This window comes from Bartonella alsatica (assembly GCF_013388295.1).
Classification (GTDB): Bacteria; Pseudomonadota; Alphaproteobacteria; order Rhizobiales; family Rhizobiaceae; genus Bartonella; species Bartonella alsatica.
Genome location: NZ_CP058235.1, coordinates 270882 through 288716 on the forward strand (window position 1 = coordinate 270882; position 17835 = coordinate 288716).

Genomic DNA, 17835 nt, shown 5'->3' on the forward strand with positions numbered 1-17835 from the left:
TACTTTTTATCCCAAAAGTACATCCTATATAATACACCAAATAGCTACGGAGATATGTTTATGTTAAATGTACGAAATGCTTCAATTATATTTATTTATCCCATGATTAAAATGTTAAGACGATTCTTAATCGCTATTTTCTTGGCATGTTTAATACCATCTTTAAGCGGTTGCGGATTTAATACGATACCAACAAATGAAGAAAGAGCGCAGGCAGCATGGAGTGAAGTGTTAAACCAATATCAGCGCCGAACAGATCTCATTCCTAATCTTGTAGAAACTGTTAAAGCCTATGCATCTCATGAACAAGCTGTTTTTACTAATGTTATTGAAGCACGTGCAAAAGCAACGCAAGTAAAAATTAATGCTGATATGTTAAATAACCCAAAAATAATGCAGCAATATCTTAACAATCAAGCAAATTTATCAAGCGCACTTTCGCGCCTTATGGCTGTTGTTGAAAACTATCCTGATCTCAAAGCAAATCAAAATTTTCTCGCTCTCCAATCACAATTAGAAGGGACTGAAAACCGTATTTCTGTTGCTCGCCGTGACTATATTGAATCCGTACGTATTTACAACACGTCACTAAAAACAATGCCAACAATGATTTGGGCAAAATTGTGGTTTCGTGATGCTAAACCTATGCCAACATTCACTATTGACATCAACAGTCAACAAACGCCGAAGGTCAATTTTAATTAATGAAACCGTTTCGATACTCTCTACAACTCAATGTTTTTCTATATTTATTTGTTTTATTGAGCACTTTATATTTAATCATTGCATTGAGAAATATCACTTACGCGCAGCCTCAATTTCCTCCCTTAACTAGCTATGTTAATGACTTGGCTCATTTGCTTGATAATGCTACAAAGCAGGATCTAACAGTAAAACTGACTGAGCTCGAAGAAAAAACTGGAGATCAAATTGTTATCATAACTCTTCCTACTCTTTCAGGGAACGATATAGAAACATATAGTAATTCTCTTTTCCGCAAATGGGCATTAGGTCAAAAACAGATCAATAACGGTGTATTACTTGTCATTGCTCCTAATGAACGCGAAATGCGTATCGAAGTAGGTTATGGTTTAGAAGGAGTATTAACTGATTCTCTTTCCGCAGTTATTATTAATACCTTCGCTCTTCCCAATTTTCGTGAAAAGAATTATCAAAAAGGAATTATTGAAACAGTTCATGCAATTATCAATGTCATTACAAAAAGTGATTCTGATTTCTCTTTTCGAATTAAGGAGAAAGCTAAAATTATTGAAGAACAACGTAAACAAGCTGAAAAAGAAGAAATGATAGCTAATACAATCATATTTTTAATCCTTTTTATAATGTTTGGTTTACCCATCCTTGCAATGATTTTTGGAAAAAAAGTAGGCCCACAAAAATATCTCTGGATGGGTATCATCTTCACACCTTGGTTTTTAAATTTAAATGCTAGTGGTAGACGTTCTGCTGGAATCTTTGGAAATAATTCAAGAAGAGGAGAATTTAGAGGTGGTGGTGGATCGTCTGGTGGTGGTGGAGCCACAGGAAAATGGTAAAATGAGTGTAGATTTTTAATGTAGAGAATTTTCTTAAGATAAAATTTGGTTACTATATTATTTCACTTTTAATAAACTATTTTACATCAATTACTGATTACAGTACAAATTCAAACACCAACATAAATATTGCTCATGACATCTGAATTGAAATATACTGACCGTAATCATCTCCCACATCAGCTTAAAGCAATCCCTGGAAGTCCACCAGTCGAATGGAAAATAAGTAATAACTTAGTCGAATATCCTGAAGCACTGCGTTATATGCAAGAACGCGTAGAAAACATTCTTGCAAAAAATGCACATGAACAAGTTTGGCTCCTTGAACATCCTTCCCTTTATACAGCTGGTACAAGTGCAAATAAAAAAGATCTTTTAGCACCTCATTTATTTCCTGTTTATGAGGCAAGCCGTGGTGGTGAATTTACATATCATGGACCAGGACAGCGTATTGCTTATATTATGCTTGATCTTAAACGCCGAAAACAAGACATTCGTATTTTTATTAGTGCATTAGAAGAATGGGTCATACAGATGCTTGCGAAATTTAATATTAAAGGTGAACGGCGTGAAGATCGCGTTGGTGTTTGGGTTAAACGATCCCATTTCCCATCAACACAAAACAACCTTTCTTGTGAAGATAAAATCGCAGCTATTGGTATTCGTGTACGCAAATGGGTAAGCTTTCACGGCGTTTCTATCAATGTTAATCCGAATTTAGCGCATTATTCAGGGATTGTTCCCTGTGGAATCACAAATTACGGTATAACCAGCTTTCTTAATCTAGGTTTCTCTGTAACAATGCACGATATTGACATTGCTCTGAAACAAGCATTTGAACAAATTTTTGGTCCAACAACTGATGTTTTCTAGATACATTGATTTTTAAATAAAAAACAGGCATAAAATTTATCTTGGTACAAGAATTTATTTAATGAGGTAGATAGTCAAACGCCATGAGCGATAACAATAGGGATCTTTTTAGTATTTTAAATCATGCTCAGTCTCGGATAAATACAAAAGAAAAAAATTCGCAAATCTCAGTGAGCTCAAAAGTGATGACTTCAAAGAAGGATACACACAAAGATAATTATAACGCCCACTCCATTCGAATTCTTGAAGGCTTAGAGCCTGTACGTTTACGTCCTGGAATGTATATTGGAGGAACAGATAGCAAAGCACTTCACCATTTGTTTGCCGAAATTATTGATAATGCAATGGATGAAGCTGTTGCTGGTTATGCAGACTTAATTGATGTTTTCTTAGATAAAAATGGTTATTTAACAGTTACAGATAATGGACGCGGCATTCCTGTTGAAAATCATCCTCAAATGCCGGATAAATCTACTCTTGAAGTCATTATGACACAACTCCATTCAGGCGGAAAATTTGATGGCAAAGCTTATCAAACTGCTGGTGGGCTGCATGGAGTAGGAATTTCTGTGGTCAATGCGCTTTCCGATGATATGGAAATTGAAGTGGCACGAGAACGCAAACTTTACCGACAACGCTTCTCGCGTGGTATTCCTCAATCTGGATTGGAAAATTTGGGTGATGTTTATAATCGACGTGGCACACGCGTTCGTTTTCATCCAGATAGTAAAATTTTTGGTGAAAAAACGGCTTTTGATCCAGAAAAAATTTATAAGATGGCGCGTTCTAAAGCCTATCTTTTTGGTGGTGTAAAAATTCGCTGGAACTGTGATCCTGAAAAGTTAGAAGGCATAAAAAATATTCCCGAAAAAGCTGTTTTCCACTTCCCAGATGGGCTTAAAGATTATTTACTTTTGTGTTTAGAAAATGAATATCGTGTCACATCGGAAATTTTTTCTGGTAAAACAAAACAATATAATGGTCACGGATCTGTTGAATGGGCTGTCGCTTGGCATGGTGGCGATGCCTACATACAGTCTTACTGCAATACTATTCCCACTGGAGAAGGTGGAACACACGAAATAGGACTGCGTCAAGTTCTTTTGCGTGGTTTAAAATCCTACGCTGAATTAATAGGAAACAAGCGTGCTGCTATCATTACATCCGATGATGTTATGATTTCAACTACTGCAATACTTTCAATTTTCATCAAAAATCCTGAATTTGTCGGACAGACTAAAGATCGATTAGCGACAATAGAAGCCCAGCGTATCGTTGAGAATGCAATACGTGATCCTTTCGATCATTGGTTGGCAAATTCGCCACAAGAATCAACAAAACTTCTTGATTGGGTTATTGAACGTGCTGAAGAACGCGTTAAACGGCGCCAAAATAGAGAAATAAATCGAAAAACTGCTGTACGTAGATTACGTCTACCTGGAAAACTCGCAGATTGTAGCCAAAACTGTGCGAGTGGTGCTGAATTATTCATTGTAGAAGGTGACTCCGCTGGTGGTTCCGCTAAACAAGCGCGAAATAGAACAAATCAAGCAATTTTACCTCTTCGCGGAAAAATCTTAAATGTAGCCAGTGCTGCACACGAGAAAATGAACTCAAGCCAAACAATTAGTGATCTTATACTTGCTCTTGGATGTGGTACACGCTCTAAGTATCGTGAAAAAGATCTCAGATACGAACGTATTATTATTATGACCGATGCAGATGTTGATGGTGCTCATATTGCCTCACTCTTAATTACCTTCTTTTTTCAAGAAATGCCTGATCTTATTCTTCAGGGACATTTATACCTTGCTGTTCCTCCTCTTTACAGAATATCGCAAGGAGGAAAAGTTGCTTATGCACGTGACGATGCCCATAAAGATGAATTACTAAAAACTGAATTCACTGGAAAAGCTAAAATCGAAATTGGTCGTTTTAAAGGGCTTGGAGAGATGCGCGCTGAACAGCTTAAAGAAACAACTATGCATCCTCAAAAACGTACATTGCTTCGTGTTTCTATTGATGCAATGGAAATGCAAGACACTAAAAATACAGTCGAAAGTTTAATGGGAACAAAACCAGAAGCGCGGTTTCGTTTCATACAAGAAAATTCTACTTTTGCTTCCAATCTAGACATCTAATTTCCCCCAAATATTCCTCTCAAACCACTGCTGCTGCGTCAATCACACGTAGTTGAGGATTGATTGTTCCATTCCAATAATTCAAACTAAGATTACCAGCCAAATGAATCATTTTACCAAGATTTTCAAAAAGAAAATCACCAAGCGATGTTCCCACAGCACGGAAAGCTACTCCTTGCAGTTTGTTTCCTTCAATATTAGACATAACAAGGCGCAGATGCCCTTTCCCAACCTCGCACAGATTAATTAATCGGTGAGAGGGAAGAACAAAAACAGGTGTAGTATTCCCTGAACCAAATGGCCCTGCTTTTTCAATCATATCAAAAAGCGCTTTATTAGCACCCGAAGCAGAAAGACAACCATCTATACTAAGAGACTTTTCAGTACGCAACTGTGAAACTATTGAAGAAACTTTCTCTTCCAGCCATTCTCGAAAAACTTCAATTTTTGTCGATTTGATTGTGATCCCTGCTGCCATACTATGCCCTCCCCCTTTTTCTAATAAATTTAATGTAACAGCTTCACGAACAAGTGCTCCTAAATCTATGCCGCTAATTGAACGTCCTGATCCCACACCGCTTCCATCTTCTTTTAAAGCAATGGCAAAAACAGGACAAAAAAAACGCTCTTTTAAGCGAGATGCGAGAATACCAATGATTCCCGGATGCCATTCTTGATGAGCAATCACAATTGACAATGGTGTTTCTCGATCTTGATAATGAGTATCAATATAAGATTCTGCCTGCGCTAATTGAATGCTCTCCATTTCTTGACGTTCTTGATTAAGTTGATTCAATTGTTCTGCTATTTTTTCAGCTTCATCTTTATTCTCACAGCTAAGCAAATGTGCTCCCAAAGCTTGGTCACCAATACGTCCTCCCGCATTAATTCTAGGGCCTAACAAAAAACCTAAATGAAAACTATTAAGCGGTTCACCTATACGTGCAACCTTTGTTAAAGCTGCTATCCCAGGATTATGCATAGAACGGGCAACTTGAAGTCCTTTAATCACAAAAGCACGGTTTACACCTTGTAATGGAACAACATCACATATTGTTGCCAATGCAACAAGATCAAGCATACTTAGAAGGTCAGGAAGTTTTCCTCTAAATTTCTTCTTTCGCAACAAATGATGAACCCATGCTAACGTAACAAAGACAACGCCAGCAGCACATAAATGCCCTTGTCCAGAAAAATCATCAGAACGATTAGGATTGACAAGAGCAAAAGCTTCTTGATGAATCTCTGACATTTGATGATGATCTAAAATCACAACCTCAGCGCCTGCAAGCCTTGCTGCTTTTACTGCATCTGGACTGTTCGCACCACAATCAACTGTGATAATCAAATGGGCACCTTGTTGTACTAACATCCTCATTGCTTGTTCATTCGGACCATATCCTTCAGCAATACGATCAGGAATATAAATTTTTACTTCGATATTCAAATAACGGAGAAAGCGCGCTATAAGTGCTGATGAACAAGCACCATCAACGTCATAATCACCAAAAACTGCAACTTTTTCTTGATTCAAAATAGCTTTCACGATGCGCTCTGCTGCACATTGCATATCCGTAAAACTTTTTGGATCAGGCATGAGAGTACGCAACATTGGATTGATAAAAGCAACAGCTTCAGATTCATCCACATGTCTTGCCGAGAGAACACGAGCTAACTGATCTGGAAAACCAAATTTTTGAGAAATAGCACGCGCATTATTCACCCCTTGAATATCAAGAGCATCTAACCATGCCTGACCACAAGCAGAAGATTCAACATTAAGAAAATAACGGGACCGCTGCATCGTAGTTTATTTTACAATGAAAGCGAATAAAATACAATCGAGTGTTAAAAAGAAAGCACTCTATTGCAACATCTATTTTTGTTTAAATATACCTCAATTACTCTAAATATGTAGTATTATAATACCTCAATTATAAGATATTGTTTTAAATGTTTTATTTCTCTTGACGTAAATCAAAAGACATTATATTCAAAGCAGATAATATGCGTTAAATATTTCGCTACGATAACAATTTTCAACGCAAAGCAACAAAAACACCCTCATGTTAAAGGGTTTTATAAAGGATCTTCTATGGTGACTTTTTCACAAAAGCCAACTGAAGTGGTGAAGAAATGGGTTATTATTGACGCAGAAAACCTTGTTTTAGGTCGTCTTGCCACATTCGTTGCTAACCGCTTACGTGGCAAACATAAAGCCACATTTACTCCACATGTCGATGACGGAGACAATGTTATTGTGATCAATGCAGATAAAATAGCTCTTACCGGAAAAAAATATACAGATAAAAAATATTATTGGCATACCGGATATATTGGTGGAATCAAAGAGCGTACAGCACGCCAAATTCTTGAGGGTCGTTTTTCTAAACGTGTTGTTGAAAAAGCTGTGGAGCGCATGATTCCTCGTGGACCTCTTGGTCGTCGCCAATTAAAGAATTTACGTGTTTATGCTGGAAATCAACACCCGCATGCAGCACAACAGCCTGAAGCTCTTGACGTTGGTGCTTTAAATCGCAAAAACAAAAGGATTGCTTGATTATGGCTGAAATTAATTCTCTTTCTGAGCTTAGCATAGTAACAAATATTACAGAAGCTAAGGAAAATCTCACTCCTATTCATATACAAAAGCTTGATTCACAAGGGCGTGCTTATGCAACAGGAAAACGTAAAGATGCTGTTGCTCGCGTATGGATTAAACCAGGCTCTGGAAAAATCACCATTAATAATAAGGAGTTTGATAAATATTTTGCTCGTCCTGTTCTTAGAATGATTCTTCGTCAGCCAATCGTTGCAACAAACAGAGACACCCAAGTTGATATTATAGCAACCGTTGCAGGTGGTGGTCTTTCGGGACAAGCTGGTGCAGTACGTCATGGTATTTCCAAAGCCTTAACCTATTACGAACCAGAACTTCGTACAGTTTTGAAAAAAGGGGGCTTTCTTACCCGTGATAGCCGTGTTGTTGAACGTAAAAAATACGGTAAAGCAAAAGCGCGTCGTTCTTTCCAATTCTCAAAGCGTTAATTTCAATTTTTGTGCAATGCATAGAGCTCCGTTTTCAATGGAGCTTTTTTGTCTTTTAAAGTGAATTTTTGAACAAACCATATAGTGACAAATTTATATTTATAAAGAATAAATAAAGATGTAAAATACACTCTTTCTCCTTAGATAAGAATTAAGAAGAAAACGAACATTAAAAACCGTGTTTTTAATTTTAAAGACTTGTAGTTAGTAACTCAGATACATCTATACGCTAACTTACAAAAACATTTAAAATATAGTTATCTCATGAACTTATCAATATCTTTTTCTACTATTATTTAACAAAGATTCAGTCCAAAAAATGCTTTACCATTGTGATGAAATGGGGAACTGAAATAGGCTTAGACATGTATTCTTCACATCCACTCGCACGAATTCGTTCTTCATCCCCTTTCATAGCAAAGGCTGTTACAGCAACAATAGGAATAGATCTAAGTTCTTCATCCTCCTTTAATTGTTTAATAACGTCTATTCCTGAAACTTCTGGTAACTGAATGTCTACAAGAATAAGAGATGGCATTGATGAACGAGCTAAATCTAATGCCATAAGACCATTACGTGTTTCAACAGTTTCATAGCCACTTGCTTCTACAAGATCACGGAATAATTTCATATTAAGTTCGTTATCTTCCACGATCATGACTTTTTTTGACATTAATATAACTCCACCCTTTTGAGATAAAATAGATAAAGAAAAATTAGTACACACTCCCTCTTAGCTAAGATAAAATGATAAAAAAAATTGTAAACCACAAAGAAACTAAATAACGTCCAATAAAAGCATTTTTTCGTAAATATTCATAATGCTAAGCGTTATGCTTATTCAGTTCATAAGAATGAAATCTACAATAATCGTAAAATTTTGTTATCATATATTTTTTGAGCTGGTATGCAAAGTTTATAGATATCCCAATTAACTCATATGCCTTTTCATTTTAGAAAAGCTGTAAAATAAGTAAATTAATTCCAACACCAACTTTTGAACACAAAAAACAATAGGGTGACTCTGATCAATTATGCATAGATTCGATGTTAAAAAACATAACATCCAATAATAAAGGAAAAACATAAATTAACACATGATATTAAAAAAATTCGGAATCAATCAAATATGCGATTAGTAAGCTATTAAATGCAAAGGCAATAATAATATGCTAATAGAAAATATAATTATAAATAATGAAATATTTCTACAGCATAATTCTCCTTCCGTTTATAATTTTTTGAAAATTCTTCATAAGAAAATATGAATTACAGACAACAATAATTTTCTTAGCCTTTTCAATTTATTTATATATCGTCATTCGCATTATTTTTATCACCGATAATCAACAACATCGATATATTTATTGACCTATTTTGTAACATCAGATTAAAGCATCATTTTTATTTATCGAACGAACTACAAAAATAAAATTAACTAAATTTTTTATATATAACAGATTATTTTTTAATATAAATATTATTAAATTTATATAAACTATAATTATTATAATTTTTAATAAAAAATTTATAAAATAAAATTAATAAAATTCATCTTATTAAATAATAAAAACTAAATAATTAAAAAATAAATATATTATTAATAACATTTATAATTGAAGTTAATCTTCCTTATATAATCCACTTCTCACACACCTGATAAGTAGAATAACTATACAAATGTATCAAATAAATTTATTATTATAAATTATTAAATAATAAACAACATATTAATATAAAATACGTGATAATTATAATTGATGATAAATTTTATAATACTTCCTTAAAGTAATAAAATGTAATTTTTAAAATATACAATTAATATTTAAAAACTATTTATTTTAAACAATACATTTTTAATAACAAATACAAAATCATTGTATTAGCAACAATTTCTCTCTCATGGTATAATCTTTGCGTATATCCAACATTGGCACTCTAAAAAGTTGTTTCCTCTCTTTTTTCCCTATAATTTTTATTTTCACTGTAACCGCCAATTTTAAGTTATTAATTTTTATCGACACAATATTGCGAAACGTATTAAAATTCACAGCTGCCTTAATCATTAGATAAAAAGCAATCATAGGTAATATAGTTATACAGCCTTTTCTCTATACCACGAAATATAAAAAATATTTCTAATATAGAACTATCATAATCTAACTAAAAGAAAAGAAATTAATTTACTATCATATTAAGTAATGTTTTATTAAAATTTTAAATTCTTATTATTAAAGATAAATTATAGTTTAAAGATATTTTTAAAATAATATTTATAATTCATTTAAAATGATATATTATTGTTTTATTTGTTATTATTACAATTAATATAAACTTTTTTTATATATATTATACAAATTGTCATTTCTACAGATTGATGTAATCAATTTATAGTTTACTTTTATTTAATAACTTTTTTCCCATTCATTACTTGTTTCTGTTTTACACAGACATGAATTTCTTTTAAAATACTAATACTTTTATTAGATATTAAAGAATAGATCTTGCTATAATTTTAAAAAATTAAATATAACTTTTTAATTACAAATATTTTTTACAATTTCTCTATGAAACCATAAGTTAAAATTTGCGAAAAATGCTCAAATAATTAACCTAAAAAAACTTTAGAATAATAGGAACTTTCATCCTTCCAACCTTTTTCTTAATAATAACAGCTTTATTTATCTTTAACTTTTTACCAAATTAATTTTAAAAATGATAATGCAATCCACCAGAAAAACGAATACCAGAAAAACCAACCTTAGCGAACTTATGCTGATAGTTTAGATCACCGTGAAATGTAATTTTAGGAGATAATTGAGAATTGATACCAAAACCAACTTCTAAAGAAGATCCAAAGGAACCTAACGGGAAAGTATCCTTAAAATGCACAAATTGTTTTTCTCCAAAACGGCTAGAAAAATGAACCTTCCCATAAAAGGAAATGAAACGATCCTTTTCAGCTGCTGCAAATGTCTTGGTTAAGCGCCCACCAACACGCATCACCCATTGATCAAGTTTTCCTAGATCAATATAAAATCCATCAATATCATAGGTTTTACGAAACTGGAGATATTGATAAATAAACTGAATTTGTGGATCAAAAACAAGCCCTTCATGCCTACTCACAAATGCTTTACCAGCAGACAATGAAATGTTCAAGGGATTTCCTTTTAATGTTGCCGCTTTACCTCTAGCTAAAGTGAGAACATCCCCTTCAAACAGCCCATAGGATAAAAGACCATCTACATAAAAACCAGTATTATATTTCAAGCTCCCGTAGGCTGTAACTAACCATTTATGAAATGTGCTTTTTTGACTTTGTTTAACATCTCGAGGATGCAAAGATATTTTTCCATAACTCCCCATGACTCCAAAAAACCTTGTACTGTATGCACCCTCAATTGTTTTCAATATAATTCTCGCCTCTATGGCATTATAATCAAGATCACCTCCATAACCATATTCAAGTGGAGAAAGATCTGAAACATAACGATAATTTCCACCATAACCGTGAACAGATAAAATAGAATTCCCATCGATTTTTAATAGTCTATTAGAAACAAATTGCATAGTTTTCAATTCTTTATTTTGACTATCAAGATCCATCAATCCAGTGTGGAAAAAAGCATTTGGTAAAAGAAGATAGGTAGGAACTTGTGGAACAACATCTCTCACTTTTAGCTTAGAATTAGGTAAAATAGATACATCTAAAACAGGTTGAATATATTTACTTTCGAGACGAAAGTCCCAAAAATCTCCATCGCCTTTTATTAATCTTTGAGAAGTATGTGCATTTCCAAGAGAAGAACCTGGTCCATATGCATAGAGATAATATTGGTAAGGCAAACCCTCCAACGCGATATAAGGACTACTTAGTTGAAAAGAATCTTCTGCTGCTTTTCCAGAAACTTGAATAAGTGAAATACTTTTAGCATTTTCATCGTCTACTGTTTCTCCTTTATTTCCTACAACAAAATGTACTTGGACTGTAGTTTTTCCAGAAACATCACCATGAATCAAAAGCCGGTCAGTTTTTTGATTATTGAGTGAACCATCTTCATTAAGATACGTATTGAGATAAATACGTGCATTATCTTGTGCATTGTAAACTTCTTCTTCTCCGTTTCCAACATAAAGTGTCTGGTATTTTTGGAACATCGGAGTTTCGAAAGCAATAACACTTTCAGAAAGTTGTACAAACGAAATCGACGAAATTATATGGTTCAAATTTTCTAGATTCATTCCTTTCTTTTTTGTCAAAATCCATTTTGATCCTCCTGTCAAATAAAGTTCGGCGACAGAATCATCGGCAACGCGAGTACCACCTATAAGTAAAGAAGAATCAGCAAAAATCGCTATAGAAGCTCCTTTCTCGGCTGTTAACAATAAATCACCAGAAATTTTTGTGCCTTCTGTTAAGCCAATATAACCACTACTTCCATAACTATGAATAACCGAACCATCTGGAACATCAAAAGTCGTTTTTTTTAAAAAGACAATTCCTTGTTGATATTCATTATTTCCTTCGTCCAAATCAAAATATATACCATGTTTTTTACCTGATACTGAAATTTTTGAACCTTCGATATTAACTCGTGAAACTAAAATATTTTCTTCTTGGCCCACATTTGATTGTGTATTAGCATTTAATCCAATCCATAAACCATGAACATCTGTAGCAACAATCTTGGTATTCTTTAAATAGATAGAGCCTTGCTGATTTACATTTAAAACTGCATGATCAATATCAGTTTCTTCATCAATATCACTTTCTTCATCAATATCACTTTCTTCATTTATTCTTTGATTGTTTGAAGCAATGGTAACACTATCTAAAATAGCGCTCCCACTGATGCCCACGTAAAGTGCTGCCGCATTTGACACATCAATCGCCCCACCCATCATCTTAATACTCGCATCAACGCCAACGAAAAGAGCTGCCCCTTGGCCAAAGTCCTGACCTTTCACCTTAATCTGTGCATTCGCTAAAATGACAGATGTTCCTTCCTCCTCTGCATAGACACCCATCTGAGAAGCCTCAATTTTTCCTCGATTTACCTTAATCATTCCCCCATTAGCTCTAAGACCTGTTGTCACATCTTTAAAAATTGAATCGCTTAAAATAACCTTTCCTCCTTGCGAGGCAACTACACCATAAGAGTCTTCTAAATCACCAATACCATTGATTTTTATACGACTTGCCTGAATAATTGTACCTGACTCCTGTGCCGCTATGGCAGCAGAGGATATAAGAAAATCGTCTTGCTCATCCTCTTCTTCAGAGGAATCAAATTGATATACTTTATCACTAATTGCGTGTTTTTCACCATCATTGCATCTATAAGGTAATTTGCTTTTATCACACAAAAGTGACACAGATGAACGAGAATTTGCCTCAACTTTTGTGTTTGATAAGAAAGAAAAAATAACAGCCGTGAAAATGCACGAATATAAGCGACCTTTAGACATTCTAATCATTATTCCTCTTTAAATTTTATTTTTTTCAGCAAAAATAAAAAATGCAGGTAAAAAACGAATTTTGCATAAAACACAATAAGTACAAAATAAACAAGAAAAATTTTCTGATTATTTGGATAATTATGGAATAATATAAGTTGTTTTGTATTTTATATAAAGCGAGAACAAAATAAATACAATTTATACTTGCAATCCTTTAAATTTATACTTGCAATCCTTTAAAGAAGTTTGTGCAAAACAACTAAGAGTGGTAAGATAATTCACTCTTAAAAAAACAGTTTGGTAAACTTATGCTGATAAAAAATGTTATGAAACCAAAAAGCAGAAAAATCAAAACTTACTGTAGATTCTAAGTAAGATACGAACTGTATGGAAAATGAAATAACACGCATCTCTCCAATAACAGGAAAAGTTTAAATAAATAATCTTTAATATAAACGGAAGATATATTTAATTTTTATAACAAAACTGTTAACCTCTAAAATAAAAATTTGTACAATAAAATTTTTAACCAAAGAAAATTTTTTTTCACACTCTACCATCAATGCTTTATTATGAATAAATGAAATACTCAAAAAATGCCTTTTAACATTGCCATCTTTTCTTTGTAAAAAGATGGAGATATTACCTCTAAAAAGCTATAAAAGTAAAAAATTTTCAAATAAAACCAAGATTGGTAAGGCATTTATCATTCTAAAATTAAGAGTAAACAAACAAAATACTTCAAATATCAATTCTATTAGCAATGATATCTGTGATAATATTGAAGTAAATATTTTAGCAAAACTATTTTTATAGAGTAAATTTCTATCAATAATAACTAACCAGAATACCCTTACAATTCGCAACTTACTATAATGTTATTTGCGATTTTAACCTAATAGGCTTCTCCTTTGTTTTCCGTTAAAAGAACCAGTGTTTTTTACCTCTATCTATAAACTGTTGATACCCCGCTATCATTAGATTGACTAGTAATGAGTCCTTGCGCGTGGCAATTAAAAATAAATTCTATTTGAATGCTGCAATTTGTATCGATAATCTGCTGTGGTCATACATTCATGAACAGATATAAATTTATTCACATGCGAATCTATATTCTCAAGAAAACCATAAACTGGTTTTCAACCACATTGTGAAAGTGCTTTTTGGATTGCAGCTTGGTTAGCTCTGGAATTCTCCATAATACTAAAGTGTGATGGAGAAAGCTACTTAATACACTCAGCAGTGCTTAAAAGAGTTATCTCACACAATAATTTTAAGATTTTCTTCATTTTTTCCTCCTTAAATAAGTTGAATAAATTAGTATAGCATGAGGTTGATCCCTAAACATGCTTACATGCTGGCACCGCATTTCCATAATTAATGATGAGTACTAGGATAATACTGCCTGACGCTTCCTTTACCTCTCTAAGTAGAATTGCTGGCAAATAGAATAATTCTAAAGGTACTCTATAAGAAGTAGGACGATTGAAGCGAACCTAAAAACCTACCAGATCTAATAAATAATTTTCCAAGTTGACAGTGGACTGTTTTCCATTACTTACCTCACCTAGTGTATTTGCCATAACCCCATGAGCAGTTTCTTATACTTGTTTGAGGCAAGCTAAAGGTGCTACCGTAACAGTATTAAATCTGTTGATCAACCATTTATCAGTCATCTCAGTTATAACTTAAAAGTTAGTACGTAAATAACTGTTGTATTGTTTTGAAGAGGAATTGTATATCCTTACCATTTTCATATTCTTTTTCTTTATCCACATAAAATCATAAAAAATGTTTTTCCCCTTTACTCCTCATTTATATCATGCTTCGATACACGAGATTACTTTTTTCAGTGTAATTTTGAATCTTAAATAATTAAAGGGAACTTCCAAAAAATGAACTATAAACAAAAGTTAGAAGATAATCCTCAAAAAAAATTGCAACGCGGATTAGATAACCGACACGTACAACTTATAGCTCTCGGTGGTGCTATTGGAACAGGCCTCTTTATGGGATCAGGAAAAACAATCAGCGTAGCAGGCCCATCCATCATACTCGTTTATGCCATTATCGGGTGTGCCTTATACTTTGTAATGCGTGCTATGGGAGAATTATTACTTTCTAATTCACAATACCGATCTCTTATTGATTTTTCAACCGATATGCTAGGACCAGAAATTGCTTTTTTTGTTGGCTGGAGCTATTGGTTAAGCTGGGTTGTAACTGGAGCAGCGGATATTATTGCCATCATCACTTATATGCACTTTTGGTGGCCAACACTCAATTCATGGTTTACTGTTTTTGCTTGCATTAGTTTCTTTTTAATCTTTAATCTCTTTGCCGTAAAAATGTTCGGAGAACTTGAATTTTGGTTTGGTCTTATTAAAGTCATAGCAATTTTGGCTTTAATCGTTGTTGGATTTTATATGATCGCTACTGGCTTTACCTCTCCAAATGGTACTGTTGCCTCTCTTAGTCACGTATGGAACGGAGGAGATATATTTCCTCGAGGAATTATAGGTTTTTTTGCTGGATTTCAAATTGCCATTTTTTCGTTTGTTGGGATAGAAATTGCCGGAACAACTGCAGCTGAAGTTAAAGACCCTAAAAAAGTCTTACCTAAAGCAATCAATGCAATACCGGTTCGTATTGTACTCTTTTATATCTTTTCTCTCGCTGTGATTATGTCAGTCACACCTTGGGATCAAGTTATCCCAGACAAAAGCCCCTTTGTTTCGATGTTTTGGCTTGCTGGCATTCCGATAGCTGCTGGTTTGGTAAATTTTGTTGTTCTCACCTCAGCTGCCTCTTCAGCAAATAGTGGTATTTTTTCTACTAGCCGCATGATATATGGGCTAGCAACACAAAAAGGTGCGCCTCGGCTTTTGGGAAAACTTTCCAAATATCACGTTCCAGCTAATGCCTTATTCTTTTCTTGCTTGTGCATTTTATTAGGGTACACGATCGCATCACTATCTCCAAACATCATCAGTGCTTTTACAATTGTGACTAGTATTTCAGCTATTGCATTTTTATTCGTATGGTCTGTAATTCTGATTAGCTATATTGTATATCGTCGCAATTATCCTCAGCTACATGTTGAATCTGTCTACAAAATGCCGGGAGGTGTTATCATGTGCTGGGTTATTTTAGCTTTTTTTGCTTTCATGCTCTATTTGTTGACATTAGAAGCTGATACCTTAACAGCTTTAAAATATAGTACATTATGGTTTATCTTCTTAGGCATAGCGTATTTTATGTTTGTAAGAAAAAAAATTTCTTAAAATAACAAATAAAGCCTATGCATAAAAAGCATATCAAAAAAGGGTAACATTAGTTACCCTTTTATACATAAAGCATAAAAGCTTTTTACATAATATTTCATATAAACTTCAATTACGCTCTTTATCAACTAAAGCATTAGCTTTTATCCAAGGCATCATAGAACGGAGTTTCTTACCAACTTCTTCAATAGGATGACTATCATTTAAACGCCGTCTACTTTTAAAATGAGCAGCACCGGCTTTGTATTCTTGAATCCAATGAGATGTAAATTTACCTGTTTGAATATCTTGCAAAATACGTTTCATTTCTGCTCTTGTTTCATCCGTAATCACACGTGGTCCAGATATATACTCGCCCCATTCAGCTGTATTGGAAATCGAATAATTCATGTTGGCAATACCACCTTCATACATGAGATCAACAATCAATTTAACCTCATGTAAACATTCAAAATAAGCCATTTCCGGTGCATAACCTGCTTCCGTTAGTGTTTCGTAACCTGCTCGAATAAGCTCAACAAGACCACCACAAAGAACAGCTTGCTCACCAAAAAGATCAGTTTCACACTCTTCTTTAAATGTTGTTTCAATCACTCCAGCACGTCCACCACCAAGACCACACGCATAAGACAATGCGACATCATGAGCATGCCCTGAAGCATCTTGTGCAATCGCAATTAAGCAAGGAACCCCACGACCACGTTGGTATTCATTGCGCACTGTATGACCCGGACCTTTAGGAGCAACCATCACAACATCAACTGTTTTTTTAGGTTCAATTAAGCCGAAATGAATACTCAAACCATGCGCAAAAGAAATCACGGTGCCATCACGTAAATGATCATGAATATGCTCTTTATAAATATCAGCTTGTAATTCATCTGGTGTTGCCATCATAATAAGATCTGCCCATTTTGCTGCTTCAACAACACTAGTAACTTTAAAACCGTCCGCTGTAGCCTTTTTAGTTGTTTCCGACCCTGAACGCAAAGCAATTTGCACATTTTGAACACCGGAATCCTTCAGATTTAAAGCATGTGCACGCCCTTGTGAACCATAACCAATAATGGCTACTTTTTTTCCTTTAATCAAATCAACATTTGCATCATGATCATAATAAACACGCATAAAAATATTTCCTTCTCTCTACATTTAAACTGAATTTCAGATTATTTTTATTGAATAAAAAATTCAAAGATCACTTTAAGTGCTTCACATGCTATCAATAATAAAACTATCGCTTATAATAACGAAGAAATTGAGTAATCTTTTAATTTATAATTGCATACAAAAAAACTAGATCCCTAAAACCCTTTTTAATACACATCCGGCCCCCCCCAAATAGATTTCAAATTTTTCTCTACAAAAACGATATACTGTACAAAAAATACTTTTGAAAAAATATATCTACTAAGATTCTATTCTTCTTCTGCATAATAAAGCATTGTATCCTTAAAATTTAAAGACACA

The 17835-nt window shown here is 33.7% G+C and carries 11 protein-coding genes; 7 read left to right on the forward strand and 4 right to left on the reverse strand.

Annotated features, from left to right (window positions below):
• Positions 1-60 precede the first annotated feature (60 nt).
• From HWV54_RS01210 to parE, 4 genes are all read left to right on the forward strand, one after another.
• Positions 61-705 (forward strand): LemA family protein, encoded by a 645-nt coding sequence (locus tag HWV54_RS01210; RefSeq protein ID WP_005864989.1) that lies wholly within the window; start codon positions 61-63, stop codon positions 703-705.
• Positions 705-1556, forward strand: coding sequence for a TPM domain-containing protein (locus HWV54_RS01215; protein ID WP_005864987.1), 852 nt, complete (start codon positions 705-707; stop codon positions 1554-1556). The genes HWV54_RS01210 and HWV54_RS01215 overlap by 1 nt, the downstream gene beginning before the upstream one ends.
• Before the next feature lie 135 nt (positions 1557-1691).
• On the forward strand, positions 1692-2429 hold the full coding sequence (lipB, locus tag HWV54_RS01220; RefSeq protein WP_005864986.1) for a lipoyl(octanoyl) transferase LipB: 738 nt from the start codon (positions 1692-1694) through the stop codon (positions 2427-2429).
• An 83-nt stretch (positions 2430-2512) separates the two neighbouring features.
• The gene (parE, locus tag HWV54_RS01225; protein ID WP_005864984.1) at positions 2513-4570 is read left to right on the forward strand and encodes a DNA topoisomerase IV subunit B; all 2058 of its coding nucleotides are present in this window, start codon (positions 2513-2515) and stop codon (positions 4568-4570) included.
• A gap of 19 nt (positions 4571-4589) precedes the next feature.
• On the opposite strand, the gene recJ is transcribed toward parE, so the two are convergent.
• On the reverse strand, positions 4590-6374 hold the full coding sequence (gene recJ / locus HWV54_RS01230) for a single-stranded-DNA-specific exonuclease RecJ (RefSeq protein WP_005864982.1): 1785 nt from the start codon (positions 6372-6374) through the stop codon (positions 4590-4592).
• Between the two features lie 291 nt (positions 6375-6665).
• Between recJ and rplM the strand changes: the two genes are divergently transcribed.
• Complete coding sequence (gene rplM / locus HWV54_RS01235) at positions 6666-7130, forward strand: 50S ribosomal protein L13 (protein WP_005864980.1); 465 nt, start codon at positions 6666-6668, stop codon at positions 7128-7130.
• A 2-nt stretch (positions 7131-7132) separates the two neighbouring features.
• A complete protein-coding gene (gene rpsI / locus HWV54_RS01240; protein WP_005864978.1) occupies positions 7133-7618 on the forward strand; it encodes a 30S ribosomal protein S9 in 486 nt (161 codons plus the stop codon).
• Positions 7619-7925: 307 nt separating this feature from the next.
• Here the strand turns inward: rpsI and HWV54_RS01245 are convergent, their stop codons facing one another.
• Both HWV54_RS01245 and HWV54_RS01250 read right to left on the reverse strand, forming a co-directional pair.
• On the reverse strand, positions 7926-8291 hold the full coding sequence (locus tag HWV54_RS01245) for a response regulator (protein ID WP_005864977.1): 366 nt from the start codon (positions 8289-8291) through the stop codon (positions 7926-7928).
• 2036 nt (positions 8292-10327) lie between these two features.
• Positions 10328-13099 carry an autotransporter family protein gene (locus HWV54_RS01250; RefSeq protein WP_005864975.1) on the reverse strand — a complete coding sequence of 924 codons (2772 nt, stop codon included), beginning with the start codon at positions 13097-13099 and terminating at the stop codon, positions 10328-10330.
• 1877 nt (positions 13100-14976) lie between these two features.
• Here HWV54_RS01250 and HWV54_RS01255 point away from each other — a divergent pair.
• Entirely contained in the window at positions 14977-16365 is a 1389-nt protein-coding gene (locus tag HWV54_RS01255; protein ID WP_005864973.1) for an amino acid permease, read from the forward strand.
• Between the two features lie 108 nt (positions 16366-16473).
• On the opposite strand, the gene ilvC is transcribed toward HWV54_RS01255, so the two are convergent.
• Positions 16474-17493: a ketol-acid reductoisomerase gene (gene ilvC / locus HWV54_RS01260; RefSeq protein WP_005864971.1), complete on the reverse strand. Its 1020-nt coding sequence runs from the start codon at positions 17491-17493 to the stop codon at positions 16474-16476.
• Positions 17494-17835 lie beyond the last annotated feature (342 nt).